Origin of the sequence: Pseudomonas sp. 31-12 (assembly GCF_003151075.1) — a bacterium.
GTDB lineage: Bacteria > Pseudomonadota > Gammaproteobacteria > Pseudomonadales > Pseudomonadaceae > Aquipseudomonas.
Genome location: NZ_CP029482.1, coordinates 2,379,708 through 2,393,668 on the forward strand (window position 1 = coordinate 2,379,708; position 13,961 = coordinate 2,393,668).

The following is a 13,961-nucleotide window of genomic DNA, read 5'->3' on the forward strand; positions in this document are numbered from 1 at the left end:
ACTGTGAGAACGTTGAAAGTTAGCGTCTGCTTGATGGCGGCCTTGCTGTTGTGTGGATGTAATCCGCTGATGAAGGCCACGTTGGCCAACTTCAAAGCCGTGGCCACCGGGCCCGACGACCTGGAGTTGACCCCGGCGCAAGTGGCCGAAGTTCAGTATCCGCAACTCAAATTGTCCACCCCTTCTGGTGAAGGGGTGTTGGCGATGGTGCGTGAGCGAGGCGACTTGCAGTACTGGGTCGCGTCCGGCAAGCAGGTGCTGTTGCTGCGCGACGGCCTGGCGGTTCGTACTGTCGGACTGGGCTTCGAAGGTGACCTGGACGGGACCCGTATCGAAGCGGATTCGCCGTTCAAGCAAGGCCTTCACCGATTGCCCGATGGCTACACCAGCCAGCGCTGGATCGATCTTTATCGCGGATACGAAGTGGGTGTGGTCGTGCGCAGTCGCTTCAACCGAAAACCCATGGAGACCATCAGGATCCTGGACAAGGAATACGCCGTGCTGCGTGTCGATGAGCAGATAGAGGCTCCGGCCATTGGCCTGCGCGCGACCAATCATTATTGGGTCGACCCGGCTAACGGTTTCATCCTCCAGAGTGAGCAGCAACTGACGGGGCAACTCAGGGTGAAGATCGTGCAGTTGACCTCTGAACGCAGGGCTGTCCGTTGAAGTTTCCCAAGGTGTTATGGACGTGCCTGTTGTTGATCGCCGGCGGCGCGAATGCGGCCGTCACCGTCAGCGGCGATGTGCGCAATCCGGGGCCGGTCGAACTGCAACCCGGGGGCCGCGTGCTGGACGTGATGCGTGTCGCGCAACCCAATCCTGAAAGCTACTGGCTGGCGGCCGCCTGGCTGCGACACTCATTGATCGAGGAGCAGACTCGGCTCAAAGCCGGGGTCTTGTTCGATTTGAAGGTGCTGCAACGCACCGCATTGCTCTTCGATCGCCCGAGCCGGGCGGCATTGGCGTTGCGGTTGTACGAGCACGTCAGCCGATTGCCGGTCACCGGGCGTCAGGTGGCGGTGCTGGATCCGGTCGCGGTCGAGGTCGGGTTCGCGCGCAACTTCCGACTCGATGATGGCGACAGCCTGATCTATCCGATGCGTTCCGATGGGGTTGAAGTGCTGGGCGCTGTCGCCGAACCGTGCCGGCTCGCTTATCGCCCGCTGCAGGAAGCCCGCGATTACCTGCAAGGGTGTTCGCCTTTGGTCGATGCCGACGCCGATTACCTCTGGATCATTCAGCCCGATGGTGTCACCCGCCGGGTCGGCATTGCGCCGTGGAATCGCGAAAGCGGGCAGGTGCCTGCGGCCGGTAGCAAAATCCTGGTTCCTGTCAAAACCGATGATCTTAATCCGCCTATACCTGAACTGAATCAGCAGTTGGCCGAATTTCTTGCCACGCAACTGGCTGAGGTGGTTCCTTGAATTTACGTTTTGCTGCAGTGCTGCTGTTGCCGTGTGGTTTGGCTCACGCAGAGCCGCGATTGACTCAAAATGATTTCGGCGGCGTGGGCTTGATGCAGACGCCGACGGCCCGAATGGCCCCGGCCGGTGAACTGAGCGTGAATGCCAGTCGAACCGATCCCTATACCCGTTACAGCGTTTCATTGCAGCCGTTTGAATGGCTGGAAGGTTCGTTTCGCTACACCGCGATCACCAACCGCCGGTATGGCCCCGAGTCGTTGAGCGGCGACCAGAGTTATAAAGACAAGGCCGTGGACCTCAAGGTCCGCCTGTGGCAAGAAAGCCACTGGGCGCCTGAGCTGGCCCTGGGCTTTCGCGACATCGGCGGTACCGGCCTGTTCTCCAGTGAATTCCTGGTCGCCAACAAACGCTATGACGACTTTGATTTCAGCGCCGGTATCGCCTGGGGATACATCGGCAATCGAGGCGATTTCGACAACCCGCTGGGTTGGGCGGCGGATCGCTTCAACACCCGGCCGGACGGCGAGGGCACCGGTGACGTCAACACCAATGCCTATTTCCGTGGGCGACCTTCATTGTTTGGCGGCGTCACCTACCAGACACCGTGGGACCCGCTCAGCCTGAAGCTCGAGTACGAAGGCAACGACTACAAAAACGAGCCGAAAGACAATGCCATCAAGCAAGATTCGCCCATCAATATCGGCGCAGTGTTCAAGCTGACCGATTCGGTGGATCTCAGTGCGGGTTGGGAGCGCGGCAATACCGCGATGTTCGGCATCACACTGCATACCAACTTCGTCAGCCGCAAGACGCCGGCCAAGACTTACGATCCGCCGGCGGAGCGTTTGCCGACACAGGCACCCGCCACCCCTCCGGATCAGGTCAATTGGGCCAACGTGTCCCAACGCTTGCAGAAAAATGCTGGCTACAAAGTCGAGCGCATCACCCAGCGCGGCCCCGAGTTGTTTGTGTACGGCGAGCAGACCAATTATTTCCATTCAGCCAAAGCTGTCGGCCGCGCCAGCCGGATCCTGGACAACAGCGTCAATGACGATATCGACTGGTTCACCTTGGTGAACAAGCGCTACGACATGCCGCTGGAAGAAACCAGCGTGCCTCGCCAGACCTTTCGCGAAGTGGTCAATAACGAGGAGCCGCTGCAAACGTTGCACCGCACGACCGAGGTCAATGGGGCGATGCCGCACAACGAGACCACGCTCTTTACTGCGGCGCGCGATCCGTTCAACTACGGCATCGGGCTGGGCTACAAACAGAACGTCGGTGGCCCTGACGGTTTGCTCTATCAGTTGAGTGCCGATGCGGACGCCGAGTATCGCTTCACGCGCAATACCTGGTGGAGCGGCCTGCTCAGTGCCAACCTGGTGAACAACTACGACAACTTTACCTACGACGCACCGAGTGGCTTGCCTCGAGTACGGACGGACCTGCGCAAGTACCTCACGACCTCTGACGTCACCATGCCCACGTTCCAACTCACCCATGCCGAGCAGTTGGATAAAGACCTGTACGGCATGGTCTACGGCGGCTATCTGGAGTCGATGTTTGCCGGGGTTGGCGGTGAGGTACTGTTTCGTCCGGCAGGCCAGCGCTGGTCGGTGGGTGCAGACCTGAACTACGTGCGTCAGCGCGAGTTCAACCAGGGCTTTGGCCTGCGTGATTACTCAACCGTGACCGGCCACATCACCGGCTATACCGATTTGCCTTTCGATACCCAGGCAGCCGTCAGTGTCGGCCGTTACCTGGCGCGGGATTGGGGCGCCACCGTCGACCTGTCGCGGGAGTTCCGTAATGGTGTGCGATTCGGTGCCTGGGCCACGCTCACCACCGCGACAAAAGAGGAATACGGCGAAGGCAGCTTCGACAAGGGCATCTACATCTCCATTCCTTTCGACGAACTGATGAGCATGTCGACCATGCGTCGCGCCAATATCGTCTGGTCTCCGCTGACCCGGGACGGCGGTGCGCGGCTCAATCGCAGCTACTGGCTGCATTCCATGACCGATAGCCGTGACAGCGATTTGTTCTACCGCAACTTCGACAAAATCACTGAGTGAAGGCGGGCGAACTACAGGGCGACAGGCGTTGTAGTTCGCGACGCGGTCAACCGGAAGGGTGATGCCCGGAAGGTTTTACAGTGAGGACACTTCTGCGCAGGATTCCCTGCGTTATCCCACCTATTCACAACGGTAAGCAGGGGGCTCGCATAGATCCCCTGTTAATGGTCTTGAGTCCGTATCCAAGCCTGATAGACGCCCACGAAAAAGGGGACTTTCGTCCCCTTGTCGTTTTGCGGTTTCTGATTTCTAAGCCATCAATAAATGTCTTTTGACAGCAAGGTGAAAGGTGTCTTTACCAAGATCTTCAGGTCCAGCCACAACGACCAGTTATTGATGTACTTGAGATCGATCTCCACACGCTTCTGCATTTTGTCGATGGTGTCGGTCTCGCCGCGGCAACCGTTGATTTGAGCCAACCCGGTAATCCCCGGTTTGATTCGGTGACGCGCCATGTAGGCGAGAATTTTCCCGGAGTAGTAATCATTGTGCGCAACGGCGTGGGGACGCGGCCCGACCAAAGCCATATGGCCTTGCAGCACATTGATCAGTTGCGGCAACTCATCGAGGGACGTACGGCGGATAAAGCGTCCAACCGGAGTGATCCTTGAATCGTTACGACTGGCCTGCTTGACCTCAAGATCGTCATGCACGCGCATCGAGCGAAACTTCCAGACCTGGATCACCTTGCCATTCCAGCCGTGACGGTCTTGCTTGAAAAACACCGGGCCCGGGGAGTTGAGTTTAACGGCCAGGGCAATCAGCAACAGCAGCGGGCTCAGAAGCACAATGGCCAACAGCGCCACGCTCTTTTCCAGCAGGCTCTTACTCAGTGCCGCGGTCGGCTGGCTGGTCAACGGGCTTTCATTCAAGTAGATCGCCGGCAGGCCGTCCACGACTCTTACCGAGTGGTTGAGCAGCGTCAGACTGTTCAAGTCCGGTACCCAGACCACGTCTACGTTGGCACCCAGCAAATCGATATACATCGCTTCGATTTTTGCCGCTTCACTCAGGGGCAGCGTGATGTACAAACGTCGGATGTCATGGGCCTTGATCAACTCCAGCAGCTGCTCCTGCGGGCCTACGATCGGCGGTGAGCCCATCGCCAGCGGGAGCGTGGTGTCGGTGCTGACCAACCCCACCAGTGGGAAGTGTTCAAGGCTACGCAGCTTCCTGGCGAGTCCCAATGCCAACTCGCCGGTACCGACGATCAGGGTTTTATGCTCGCTTTGAAGTGAGCGTTGATAGTATTGCGAGAAGCCGTGCAGCGGAACGTAAAACAGTGCCTGCCCGATGTAACCGCAGGCGGCCCATACCAGAATCAGTTGACGGGAAAACAGTTCATCAGCCTTGCAGATGAACGCCACACAGGCCAATGCCGCCAGGGTCATTGTCCAGCCCATCAACAAACGTCCCAATCCCTCCAGGTAGTTATCTTTCTTCGCATAGACGCCACACCAGGTATAGGCGGGAACCGAAGCAAGTACCGTCAGAATTGCGCACACTCGATAATAGAACTCTACCGTTCCGGTCTGGTAATAAACCAATAGAAACAACAGGGCTACAACAAAGCCCTGACCCAGTGCCCATTGTCCCCAGAAGGTCAATCCTTTGAGGTGGGTATTTCGATTGATACGAAGATTGTTAACCATGCGATATCCCCAAAATACGTCCATTCGCGCGTCGACAGACAACAGCCAAGTTGATGTAACAAACATTATTATTTTTATAAGAGGGCAAAACATTGACGGTCGAAACGCCACTGTGCGGCGCGCTCGTCAGTGAATAGATTAATTTATTGGGCTGAAAGCTGTCTGACGACTTTTAACGGGTGAGTTATTCGTTTGACGGTTATGTTGGGGGTGGCGAGGTGTTAGAAATAGTCGAGAATTTAAGTTGTTTGAGGGGAGGTTCAAGCGGGATTTATTTGAGAGGAGAGAGGTGCTGAAAAGATGAAGTGGTGGGGTGCTTTTGTTGTTTTTGTATGCACTACCATGGTGGTCATTTCATTGGCTCAGGTGAGGCTTTTCCCCCGAATGATTTTTTGAATCAGGCAATAGCCGCGATTTCTAACCGCTCGGAAAAGACGTTCACCATTACTGGCATTTTTAAACTTTTCCTGTAGCCGGCTCAGGCACATTTCCAAGCCTCGATAGTGTTCGGGTTCTCTGCCAATGCTCCGAATAAGGTCATCTTTACTGACTACCCGGTCATCATGGTGCAGCATCTTTTTGACCAGTGTGGCCTCCAGGCCAGTCAAGACAATTTCGACGTCGTCTTTAATCAAAGCGCCATTGACATTGCTGAGTCGCCAGGCTTCGGTATAAGGGTAGTGGGGGCTGGTCGACACATTGGACGGGGAGTCCCGGGTGTCATCTCGGTCTTCATCTGCCAGTGAAGATCTGTTATTAAACCGTGTTTCTGACTGCGCCGCTCGCCACTCGGATTCGAAGGTCGAGAGTATGCGCTGTGTATCATGTTTGATAACAGGAGGGACAAACCTGTCAAGGTGAGGGGAAATAAACTCCATTAGCTTAGGGGCGGAAGAAGGTAGGGCAACACCTTCGACAAACATCTTTGCCTGCGACGTACCGAATGAATTATATCGCTCGCTCGATAGTAATGCCTCAAGCTCAAGTTGTAATGCCGGGCTATGAGTAACGACGACAAAATATTTTCTGGGGAGGGGTGTACTGCTTTCCATGTCTCTCTCCTGAAGGGGTGCACTCGGATTTTAGTTTAATAGGATGTCGGCAGGGGAGTAATGGCTCCCTTGAAAGTAATCAAAAGGTAATGCGCGTGCCAGTATATGGCTAGCCGCATGCTCGACTCTGTCAGCTATAAACGCGACTTTGGTGGTGTGAGTCAGCATGGTCATGCGTTCGTGCAGACGATTGAATAAATCGGGGTTGCCCGTCAGTTTAAGGCTCAAGTCTAGGGCTGAAAGAGGAATCTTTATATAGTCGAAAAGATTCAGGGTTGTAAATATTTCGATACTTTCGTTTTCGATGTTATAGCCATCGAACGCGATTTCTACACCGTGATCTTTCAACAGATATACGTTGTTGAGGATTTTCTTTTTATCAATAAAGCTGACCGCCGAAAGGGGTAACTCATTGAACGCGATAACCAGTGTCTGGCCAAAGTTGCGAAGGGCGTCGCTGGACTGTATCAACTCTTCCGTGAGTGCGGAATCGGCCAGATCTGACTGCCCAGCGCAAACGAATCGACGGCTTAAGTATTTGTTTTTGCTAGAAATATTATGGTCCTTTAGCGAAAAGGCAATCAGCCGAGTCTGCATGAGAACTTCACTGTAAATGCCGTTTATCTCTTGCGGTACAGCATAGGATGCATGAGTCTGACTGGCGTCAAACTGAATTCTGATCTCACTGCCAAATGGGCAGTCGTCGCGAGTGAGGATCAATTGTCGAGACAGATAATGACTCGCACGATAGATGTGTGACGCGCTCATCGTAGCGTTCATATTGCAATAACTCCCTGCATATTAATCATCAGGCGGTCGAGATCAGACCCCTGACAAGACGATATCCATGCCCACGAATACTTTGAATGGCGTTGGTGCCATACATACCTTTTATCTTTCCGCGAAGGCGGCTGATAGATTTTTCCAAGGCTCTTGGGTCATAAAACGTTATATTCAGACCCATGATTCTGGCGATTTCATCATGGCTCAATATTTGATTTTTCGTTTCGGAAAAAGCTTCAAGGATTTTCATTTCCGGAAACGATACATCCAGCTTCTTGTAGTCTCCAATCAAGCACATGCGCGTCGGATCCAAGAGCAAATTGTGCTGCTTGTGCCATTCTGCGCTATTAAAGAACTCGGAAAGTGCGTCCGTGTTTTCTTCAGGAGTCATGCTGAATTTAATACAATGGTCGGCCCCTGCAAGATAGTATTTCATCTTGTTATAAGTGCCTTTGCCGGTGATGGCCACAAAGATAATAAGGGCGTGGTTGTCGGCACGCATATTTTCCACGAGGGCGAGGCTTTCATCGAATGCCTGAGGGCTATCAATGACTATGAATGCTGCACGGTATGAATAGAGTTCCTTGTTTTTTTTAAACGAGTTGTTGTAGCACATCGTATCAACGGGTATATCCTGCGCTACGTAACTTGCAACTGATGTCTTGAAACCCTCAGCTAAACTATGGGTCCGCCCAATGGTGAGAATACCCGTCACCTCCTTTGCGTGGCTGTGGCTGGTATTCGTTAATTTCCCTGTAAGCATCATGCTTTGACTCGGCTGGGTGCTGACATTTGGATGTTAAAGCACCAATTCTCATTTGTGACTGACAATTGGTAACATTTCACGGATTTTTCAAGCAGGCGTCACAAATTTTTTAACATTGCTGTCAATCTGACGAGATCCTTTGTGCTGCGTGCGCTTGGTTCGCGCAGTGGCAAAGGAGTATCATTGTGCCATCTTTTCGCTCAATGCCCCGCTTTTCCAGTTCAATAAGCATGGCGCCGGTGGCTAGAGCATCCGTAGTTGAATTGGTTAAATGGGTATTATGAGTTGACGTAACTAGTCTGATTTATGTGTCGTTTTGGGCCTGTCGTTAGTTTTGAACTAGGTGATATTGGTTGTTATATAACACCCCGGTTGATGTTGTGGTCATGGACGATTGTTAACGTTGAGTTTTAATAGAAGGCTAAATGCGCTTTACTGACGCGTTGGCGCTAAATTAGAAGTTCGTCAGCGGATTTGCTTTTGTCGATGAGGGGGATTAATGGATTTTTGGACTACCGTAACGGTATTGATTTTAGGCGTGGTGGAAGGGCTGACGGAGTTTTTGCCTATATCCAGTACTGGGCACCAGATCATTGTGGCGGACCTGCTCGACTTCGGCGGTGAGCGAGCGATGGCCTTCAACATCATCATTCAACTGGGCGCCATCCTTGCTGTGGTATGGGAGTTTCGCCGCAAGATCCTCGAGATCTTCACAGGCCTGCCAATCCAACGCAATGCACAACGTTTTACCTTGAACTTATTGATCGGTTTTATGCCGGCCGTCGTCTTGGGCGTATTGTTCGCCGATAAGATTCATGAGTATCTGTTCAACCCAATCACCGTGGCGACTGCATTGGTTGTGGGCGGCATCATCATGTTGTGGGCTGAGCAGCGGGAACATGTGGTGTATGTCGACCATGTCGACGACATGCGCTGGTCTGACGCGTTAAAGGTTGGTTTCGCTCAATGCCTGGCGATGATACCGGGCACCTCACGCTCTGGGTCGACCATTATCGGTGGGTTGCTGTTTGGACTGTCGCGCAAGGCGGCCACCGAGTTCTCGTTCTTCCTGGCCATGCCGACCATGGTCGGTGCGGCGGTCTACTCAGGCTACAAGTATCGCGATCTGTTCCAGGCCGGCGACCTGCCAGTCTTCGCCTTGGGCTTCGTCACCGCGTTCTTTTTCGCCATGATCGCCGTGCGCGGCTTGCTCAAGTTTATCGCCAGCCATAGCTACGCCGCATTCGCCTGGTACCGGATCGCATTCGGTTTGCTGATCCTGGCGACTTGGGTATTCGGTTGGGTTAACTGGACTGAAGCAGCAGCGCTCTGACACTTGAACCAGGCTGCGGACCCGCCAGCCTGGTATTTATAAAGATAAAACGGATTAACGCCCTTCTAGCAACTCCGCCGCCTGATCCAGCAACGCCAAAGGCTCTTTAGCCTTGTGAATATCCACCGACAACAACTGCCGAAACTTGCGCGCCCCCGGAAACCCGGTGCCCAGTCCCAGCACATGCCGGGTGATATGGTGCATTGAACCACCCGCATCAATATGCGCCGCTATATAAGGCCGCAACTGCGCCAGCGCCTCCGCTCGAGTGATCACCGGCGCCGTGCTGCCAAACAACTGCTGATCCACCTCAGCCATCACATAAGGATTGTGATACGCCTCACGGCCCAACATCACGCCGTCGAACGTCAGCAAATGCGCATGACACGCCTCCAGCGTCTTGATCCCGCCGTTGAGAATAATCTCCAATTCCGGAAAATCCTCCTTCAACCGCGCCGCCACGTCATAACGCAGAGGCGGAATGTCACGGTTCTCCTTCGGCGACAACCCCTCCAGAATCGCAATCCGCGCATGCACCGTAAAACTCGTGCACCCGGCATCCCGAACCGTCCCGACGAAATCACACAACTCTTCGTAACTATCCCGCCCATTAATCCCGATCCGATGCTTCACCGTCACCGGAATCGACACTGCGTCCCGCATCGCCTTCACACAATCCGCCACCAACTGCGGGTGCCCCATCAGGCACGCGCCAATCATATTGTTCTGTACCCGATCACTCGGGCAGCCGACATTCAGATTCACCTCGTCGTAACCGTGGTCCTGGGCCATACGGGCGCAGGCGGCCAGGTCCAACGGAACACTACCGCCGAGTTGCAGGGCGAGCGGGTGTTCGGCTTCGCTGTGACGGAGGAAGCGGTCGTGATCACCGTTGAGGAGCGCGCCGGTGGTCACCATTTCGGTGTAGAGGAGGGCGTGCTTGGAGAGTAGCCGTAGGAAAAAGCGGCAGTGGCGGTCAGTCCAATCCATCATCGGGGCGACGGAGAAGCGGCGGGAGAGCGGGGCGGGTGTGGCGGTGATTGAGGGCATTGGGGATCTGGAATCGGTGGGGCTGGGTGGTGGAGGAGTTTATCAGGAATGGGCTTTTGAGGTTGAGGCGAGTCTGACTTGGGGGCGTTGCGGTAGAAGAGAGCGCCCTTTTTTACATCCAAAAACCGCCATAGCTGAACCAATGCTGTCGCACGGTCAGGTTTCATAATGTCTGACGAATCGGCGTCTTAGGATGAGGAGTAGCCGAACTACCACGCTTGCAGTCCCCCAGGAACCTGAAAAATGATCTCAAACCTCTTCAAAGTCGTGATGATCACCAGCGCTTTGCTGCTAAGCGCCTGCTCAGGCGTCAGCACCCGCACCTGTTTTTCAGAAGGCTGCCAATCGTTCGATGGCCATGGCGCCAACAAGTTGAACCTCGGCGCAAGCGCGATCGGTAGCAGTTTCAGCGAGTACAGCTCGGGGTTGCTACACGATGACTAAGGCATGATGCAACGGCGGAAGATGTTTCCGCCGGGGCGCGTTGTTATCTGATGCACCATGGGGGGCTGACTTTGCGACTGCTTCGCAGCCGAACGCAGGCTTCGCCAGCTGTTACAGGGGGCGTGGTGTGGCGGCTATTTGGAGGCGGGCGTTGCGATCCATTGGCTCAGGACTTTCTGATAGGTGCCGGTCACTTTGGCCAAGTGCAGCCATTGATCGACATATAACTTCCAGGTCATGTCATCGCGGGGCAACAAGTAGGCCTTTTCACCGTACTGCATAAACTGGCTCGGATTCACTGCACACAACCCGGGTTTAAGTTTCTGCTGATACAGCGCTTCCGACGCATCGGTAATCATCACATCGGCCTTCTTATCCAACAGTTCCTGAAAGATGGTCACGTTGTCGTGAAGTCTCAGTTGCGCCTTGGGCAGAAACGCGTGAACAAACGCTTCGTTGGTGCCGCCGGCCGGTTCAACCAAACGAACAGAAGGCTGGTTGATTTGTTCGACGGTCTGGTACTGCGCCTGATCTTCGCAGCGCACTAATGGGATTTTGCCGTCGACATCCAGTGTTGTGCTGAAGAAGGCTTTTTTCTGGCGGTCCAGGGTGACCGAGATGCCGCCGACGCCGATGTCGCATTTGCCGGCCAGCATGTCGGGCATCAGCGTTTTCCACGTGGTCTGCACCCACTCAACCTTGACGCCCAGGCTGTCGGCCAATGAGCGGGCCATGGCGATGTCGATCCCCGAATATTCGCCGTTTTCGGCTTTGGAGGTATAGGGTTTGTAGTCGCCCGTCGTACACACGCGCAGTTGGCCTTGCTGGATGATGCTGTCCAGATGCGAAGGGCCGTCCTGTGCCTGAGCGCCGAAGGAGAGCGCGAGCAGGCCACCGAGCATCATAGTGCGTTTTATGGTTTTCATTTTTGGCGGACTTTTATGAGGGTGGGTTTGAAGAAAATGGAGTGTAGTGAAACAGTTTCTCGGCGGCTATCCACGACGAAAAAGGGCGCTCATTGTGGGAGCGCCCTTTTTGTGTTTGCAAAATGCGGTCTGGCCTCGATGTCATCCTGACCGTTCGGACTCAGTGACAGCAGCAACTGGAACCGCCGCACCCTGACTTTTTCTTGATGTTTTCGGGGCTTTCCCCCGTCAACACGCTTGCCGGATACCCAGCCTCATTCAGTGCCGATAACAGGGCATTGCTGTCGGTGTCCCCGGTCACTTTGACCCGGCCGGACGCCAGATCGACAGTCACTTCACCAACCCCGGCCAGCGGCAGCAACGCAGCGTTGACGTGTTTGACGCAGCTGCCGCAGCTCATGCCTTCGACTTGCAGTTCAGTACTGTTCATTACGTAAACCTCTTTTACGGTGAGTGGCAGGTGGTGTGATGACGTGCATCGTGGTTGAACTTGCCACGATGGCAAGGTCAAGCGCTTCTTTCAGGCGGTTACTGCGCCATCGGCATCTTCATCATGCTCGACTGCTGATCCATCATTTTCATCATCATGCCCATCATCTGTTCTGAGTGGTCCTTACCGGCGGACATGCCTTTGCCCATGCCCATACCCATGCCTTGGCAATGGTTGTGCATCATGCCCATGCTGGCCTTCATCGTGGCCATGCCTTCTTGCATGGCGGCCTGGCGCTCGGCCGGGGTTTTGGCGGCGATCATTTTTTCGTGGGCCGCCTGCATTTTTTCCATCTGTTCGCTCATGGCCTTGTCTTGCGTGGCGGCGGTGGCGGTGGCCGGTGTGGCTGGCGCTGTGTCGGGGTGATGTTCCTCGACGGCCATAGCAACCAATGGGCTACTGATGAGCAGTGCGGCGACGAGTGCTTTGAAGTGCGTATGCATGGCAATCTCCAGTGAGTCAGGGACGTACAGGAACTATTGAGCCGCGCTAAAGAGGCGAAGCCAAAGGGGGGGCGGCCGGAACTCCGGACGCTCGAAGAGTGGTTTTAATCGTTGAAGCGAACGAATCGCAGACGCGCTGGCGGCCGGGGTGGCGCCGGGCGGTGTAGGGTGAGAAACGCGAACCGAGTCTGGGAGCGGGCACTCAGAATCAGTGCAGGCAGCAGAAACAGGACGGCCCAAAGGGTGTGTTCGAAGGTGGGCAGGGTCAGAGTGGGGCTCAGCGCTGTGGAGCTGTGTTCGCAGTACTGCAGGCAGCCGCTGGCATGCAGCTCATGACTGTCGACAGGGTCGGCGCTGTGGGTAATTTCATGGGTGGCGGTCAGGTCATGAGGCGGCAGGCTCAGGCATCCCTGGCTCGCCGCTACTGCAAAGGCCAGCAGCCACAGTGCGAGCACTTGGCGGATCAGCAGCGGTAGGTGAGTGCGGAGCCAGAGCATTGTGTGTACCTGATCTGAAGGCTTTTCTTGAGCTTAGCCCCGAGCAAGAGGCCATCATTGATCCATATCAACTGGTGCCCCTTTACGTGACTCCGCGCTCACTTCCATCTCTGGACTCAACGTCCCCAACCAGGCAACCAAACCCACAATCAACACCGCCGCCATCAACTCCACTACCACACTGCGCTGCAATGCATTCGCCGCCACCCGAAATTGCCCCTTGCGCAACGCCAGTTGCAGAGCCGGTCCAAGGTGAAACCGGTTCAACGCGGCGAGCACCAGCATCCCCGTAAACAAGGCGACTTTGATAAACAGCAAAATCCCGTAAGTGCTTAGAAATACTTCATCAAGCTTAAGCCCGACGATGAAGAGATAGTTCACAACACCCGTGACGGTGATGACGACCACAATCAACGCACCCACCGATTCAAACCGTTTCACTGCGCGGGCCAGCAGCCGGATGCGCTCTTCGGTCGGCAGAACATTTTTCGCCATCAACGCAAGCGCCACCAGCGCTCCCAGCCACACGCCAGCAGCCAGCAAGTGCAGGATGTCGGTAGTGAAATGCCAGACACGGCGGATGCCTTCATCCATCGCCCCATGTCCGTTCCAGGCGAGAGAGGCGAGAGCGATACCGCCAGCAATCGCCGCAACCAGCAAGCTAAAGCCGGGGGCACGATGGTTTAGCGTCACCGCCAATCCTCCAACAACCAGTGCGACAAGACGCACGACCCAGGCCAGGCCCATGTCCGTTTCCAACACCATCATCTCGATGTGTGGACGCAACTCGGCAAAGTCCGTTTCACCGCTCATGCCGCTCGCCATCACCACCATGCTCGCGATAGACAACAGCAACCCAAGCGCCGCCGTCCCCGCCAGCATCAACCGAAATGGCAACACAGCGCCCGACACGCGTTCCCGCCCTCTAAGGCTGTAAAACCCAAACAGCGGCAATCCCACCAGCAGCATCAAATCCACATACAAGCCAAACCGCAGGGCAATGCCGATCGAGTCGCTCATTAA

At 55.1% G+C, this 13,961-nt stretch carries 15 protein-coding genes; 5 read left to right on the forward strand and 10 right to left on the reverse strand.

The annotated features are described in order from the left end of the window. Nucleotides 1–3: 3 nt before the first annotated feature. The 3 genes from DJ564_RS11055 to DJ564_RS11065 are packed head-to-tail and all read left to right on the forward strand — an operon-like array spanning nt 4 to nt 3,502. Nucleotides 4–669 carry a YjbF family lipoprotein gene (locus DJ564_RS11055; RefSeq protein WP_109629055.1) on the forward strand — a complete coding sequence of 222 codons (666 nt, stop codon included), beginning with the start codon at nt 4–6 and terminating at the stop codon, nt 667–669. Beyond that, nucleotides 666–1,427 carry a capsule biosynthesis GfcC family protein gene (locus DJ564_RS11060; protein WP_109629057.1) on the forward strand — a complete coding sequence of 254 codons (762 nt, stop codon included), beginning with the start codon at nt 666–668 and terminating at the stop codon, nt 1,425–1,427. The genes DJ564_RS11055 and DJ564_RS11060 overlap by 4 nt, the downstream gene beginning before the upstream one ends. Then, complete coding sequence (locus tag DJ564_RS11065; protein WP_109629058.1) at nt 1,424–3,502, forward strand: YjbH domain-containing protein; 2,079 nt, start codon at nt 1,424–1,426, stop codon at nt 3,500–3,502. Before DJ564_RS11060 ends, DJ564_RS11065 begins: the two co-directional genes overlap by 4 nt. Nucleotides 3,503–3,759: 257 nt before the next feature. Here the strand turns inward: DJ564_RS11065 and DJ564_RS11070 are convergent, their stop codons facing one another. From DJ564_RS11070 to DJ564_RS11085, 4 genes are all read right to left on the reverse strand, one after another. Further along, nucleotides 3,760–5,154 carry an undecaprenyl-phosphate glucose phosphotransferase gene (locus DJ564_RS11070; protein ID WP_109629060.1) on the reverse strand — a complete coding sequence of 465 codons (1,395 nt, stop codon included), beginning with the start codon at nt 5,152–5,154 and terminating at the stop codon, nt 3,760–3,762. Between the two features lie 362 nt (nt 5,155–5,516). Then, entirely contained in the window at nt 5,517–6,206 is a 690-nt protein-coding gene (locus DJ564_RS11075; RefSeq protein WP_109629062.1) for a helix-turn-helix domain-containing protein, read from the reverse strand. A gap of 30 nt (nt 6,207–6,236) precedes the next feature. Continuing rightward, a complete protein-coding gene (locus DJ564_RS11080; protein ID WP_109629064.1) occupies nt 6,237–6,986 on the reverse strand; it encodes an EAL domain-containing protein in 750 nt (249 codons plus the stop codon). Nucleotides 6,987–7,014: 28 nt separating this feature from the next. Next, a complete protein-coding gene (locus tag DJ564_RS11085) occupies nt 7,015–7,755 on the reverse strand; it encodes a winged helix-turn-helix domain-containing protein (RefSeq protein ID WP_109629066.1) in 741 nt (246 codons plus the stop codon). Nucleotides 7,756–8,254: 499 nt separating this feature from the next. On the opposite strand from DJ564_RS11085, the gene DJ564_RS11090 reads away from it, so the two are divergent. Further along, a complete protein-coding gene (locus DJ564_RS11090; protein ID WP_109629068.1) occupies nt 8,255–9,088 on the forward strand; it encodes an undecaprenyl-diphosphate phosphatase in 834 nt (277 codons plus the stop codon). A gap of 54 nt (nt 9,089–9,142) precedes the next feature. Here the strand turns inward: DJ564_RS11090 and dusA are convergent, their stop codons facing one another. Then, on the reverse strand, nt 9,143–10,138 hold the full coding sequence (dusA, locus tag DJ564_RS11095; protein ID WP_109629070.1) for a tRNA dihydrouridine(20/20a) synthase DusA: 996 nt from the start codon (nt 10,136–10,138) through the stop codon (nt 9,143–9,145). 243 nt (nt 10,139–10,381) lie between these two features. On the opposite strand from dusA, the gene DJ564_RS11100 reads away from it, so the two are divergent. Then, on the forward strand, nt 10,382–10,582 hold the full coding sequence (locus tag DJ564_RS11100) for a hypothetical protein (protein WP_109629071.1): 201 nt from the start codon (nt 10,382–10,384) through the stop codon (nt 10,580–10,582). A gap of 134 nt (nt 10,583–10,716) precedes the next feature. On the opposite strand, the gene DJ564_RS11105 is transcribed toward DJ564_RS11100, so the two are convergent. The 5 genes from DJ564_RS11105 to copD form a co-directional block, all read right to left on the reverse strand. Beyond that, complete coding sequence (locus DJ564_RS11105) at nt 10,717–11,508, reverse strand: transporter substrate-binding domain-containing protein (protein ID WP_109629073.1); 792 nt, start codon at nt 11,506–11,508, stop codon at nt 10,717–10,719. A gap of 160 nt (nt 11,509–11,668) precedes the next feature. Further along, the gene (locus DJ564_RS11110; protein ID WP_109629075.1) at nt 11,669–11,938 is read right to left on the reverse strand and encodes a heavy-metal-associated domain-containing protein; all 270 of its coding nucleotides are present in this window, start codon (nt 11,936–11,938) and stop codon (nt 11,669–11,671) included. A 98-nt stretch (nt 11,939–12,036) separates the two neighbouring features. Beyond that, on the reverse strand, nt 12,037–12,441 hold the full coding sequence (locus DJ564_RS11115; RefSeq protein WP_109629077.1) for a hypothetical protein: 405 nt from the start codon (nt 12,439–12,441) through the stop codon (nt 12,037–12,039). A gap of 104 nt (nt 12,442–12,545) precedes the next feature. Continuing rightward, a complete protein-coding gene (locus DJ564_RS11120; RefSeq protein ID WP_109629079.1) occupies nt 12,546–12,938 on the reverse strand; it encodes a hypothetical protein in 393 nt (130 codons plus the stop codon). A 54-nt stretch (nt 12,939–12,992) separates the two neighbouring features. Then, on the reverse strand, nt 12,993–13,958 hold the full coding sequence (gene copD, locus DJ564_RS11125; protein WP_109629080.1) for a copper homeostasis membrane protein CopD: 966 nt from the start codon (nt 13,956–13,958) through the stop codon (nt 12,993–12,995). Nucleotides 13,959–13,961 lie beyond the last annotated feature (3 nt).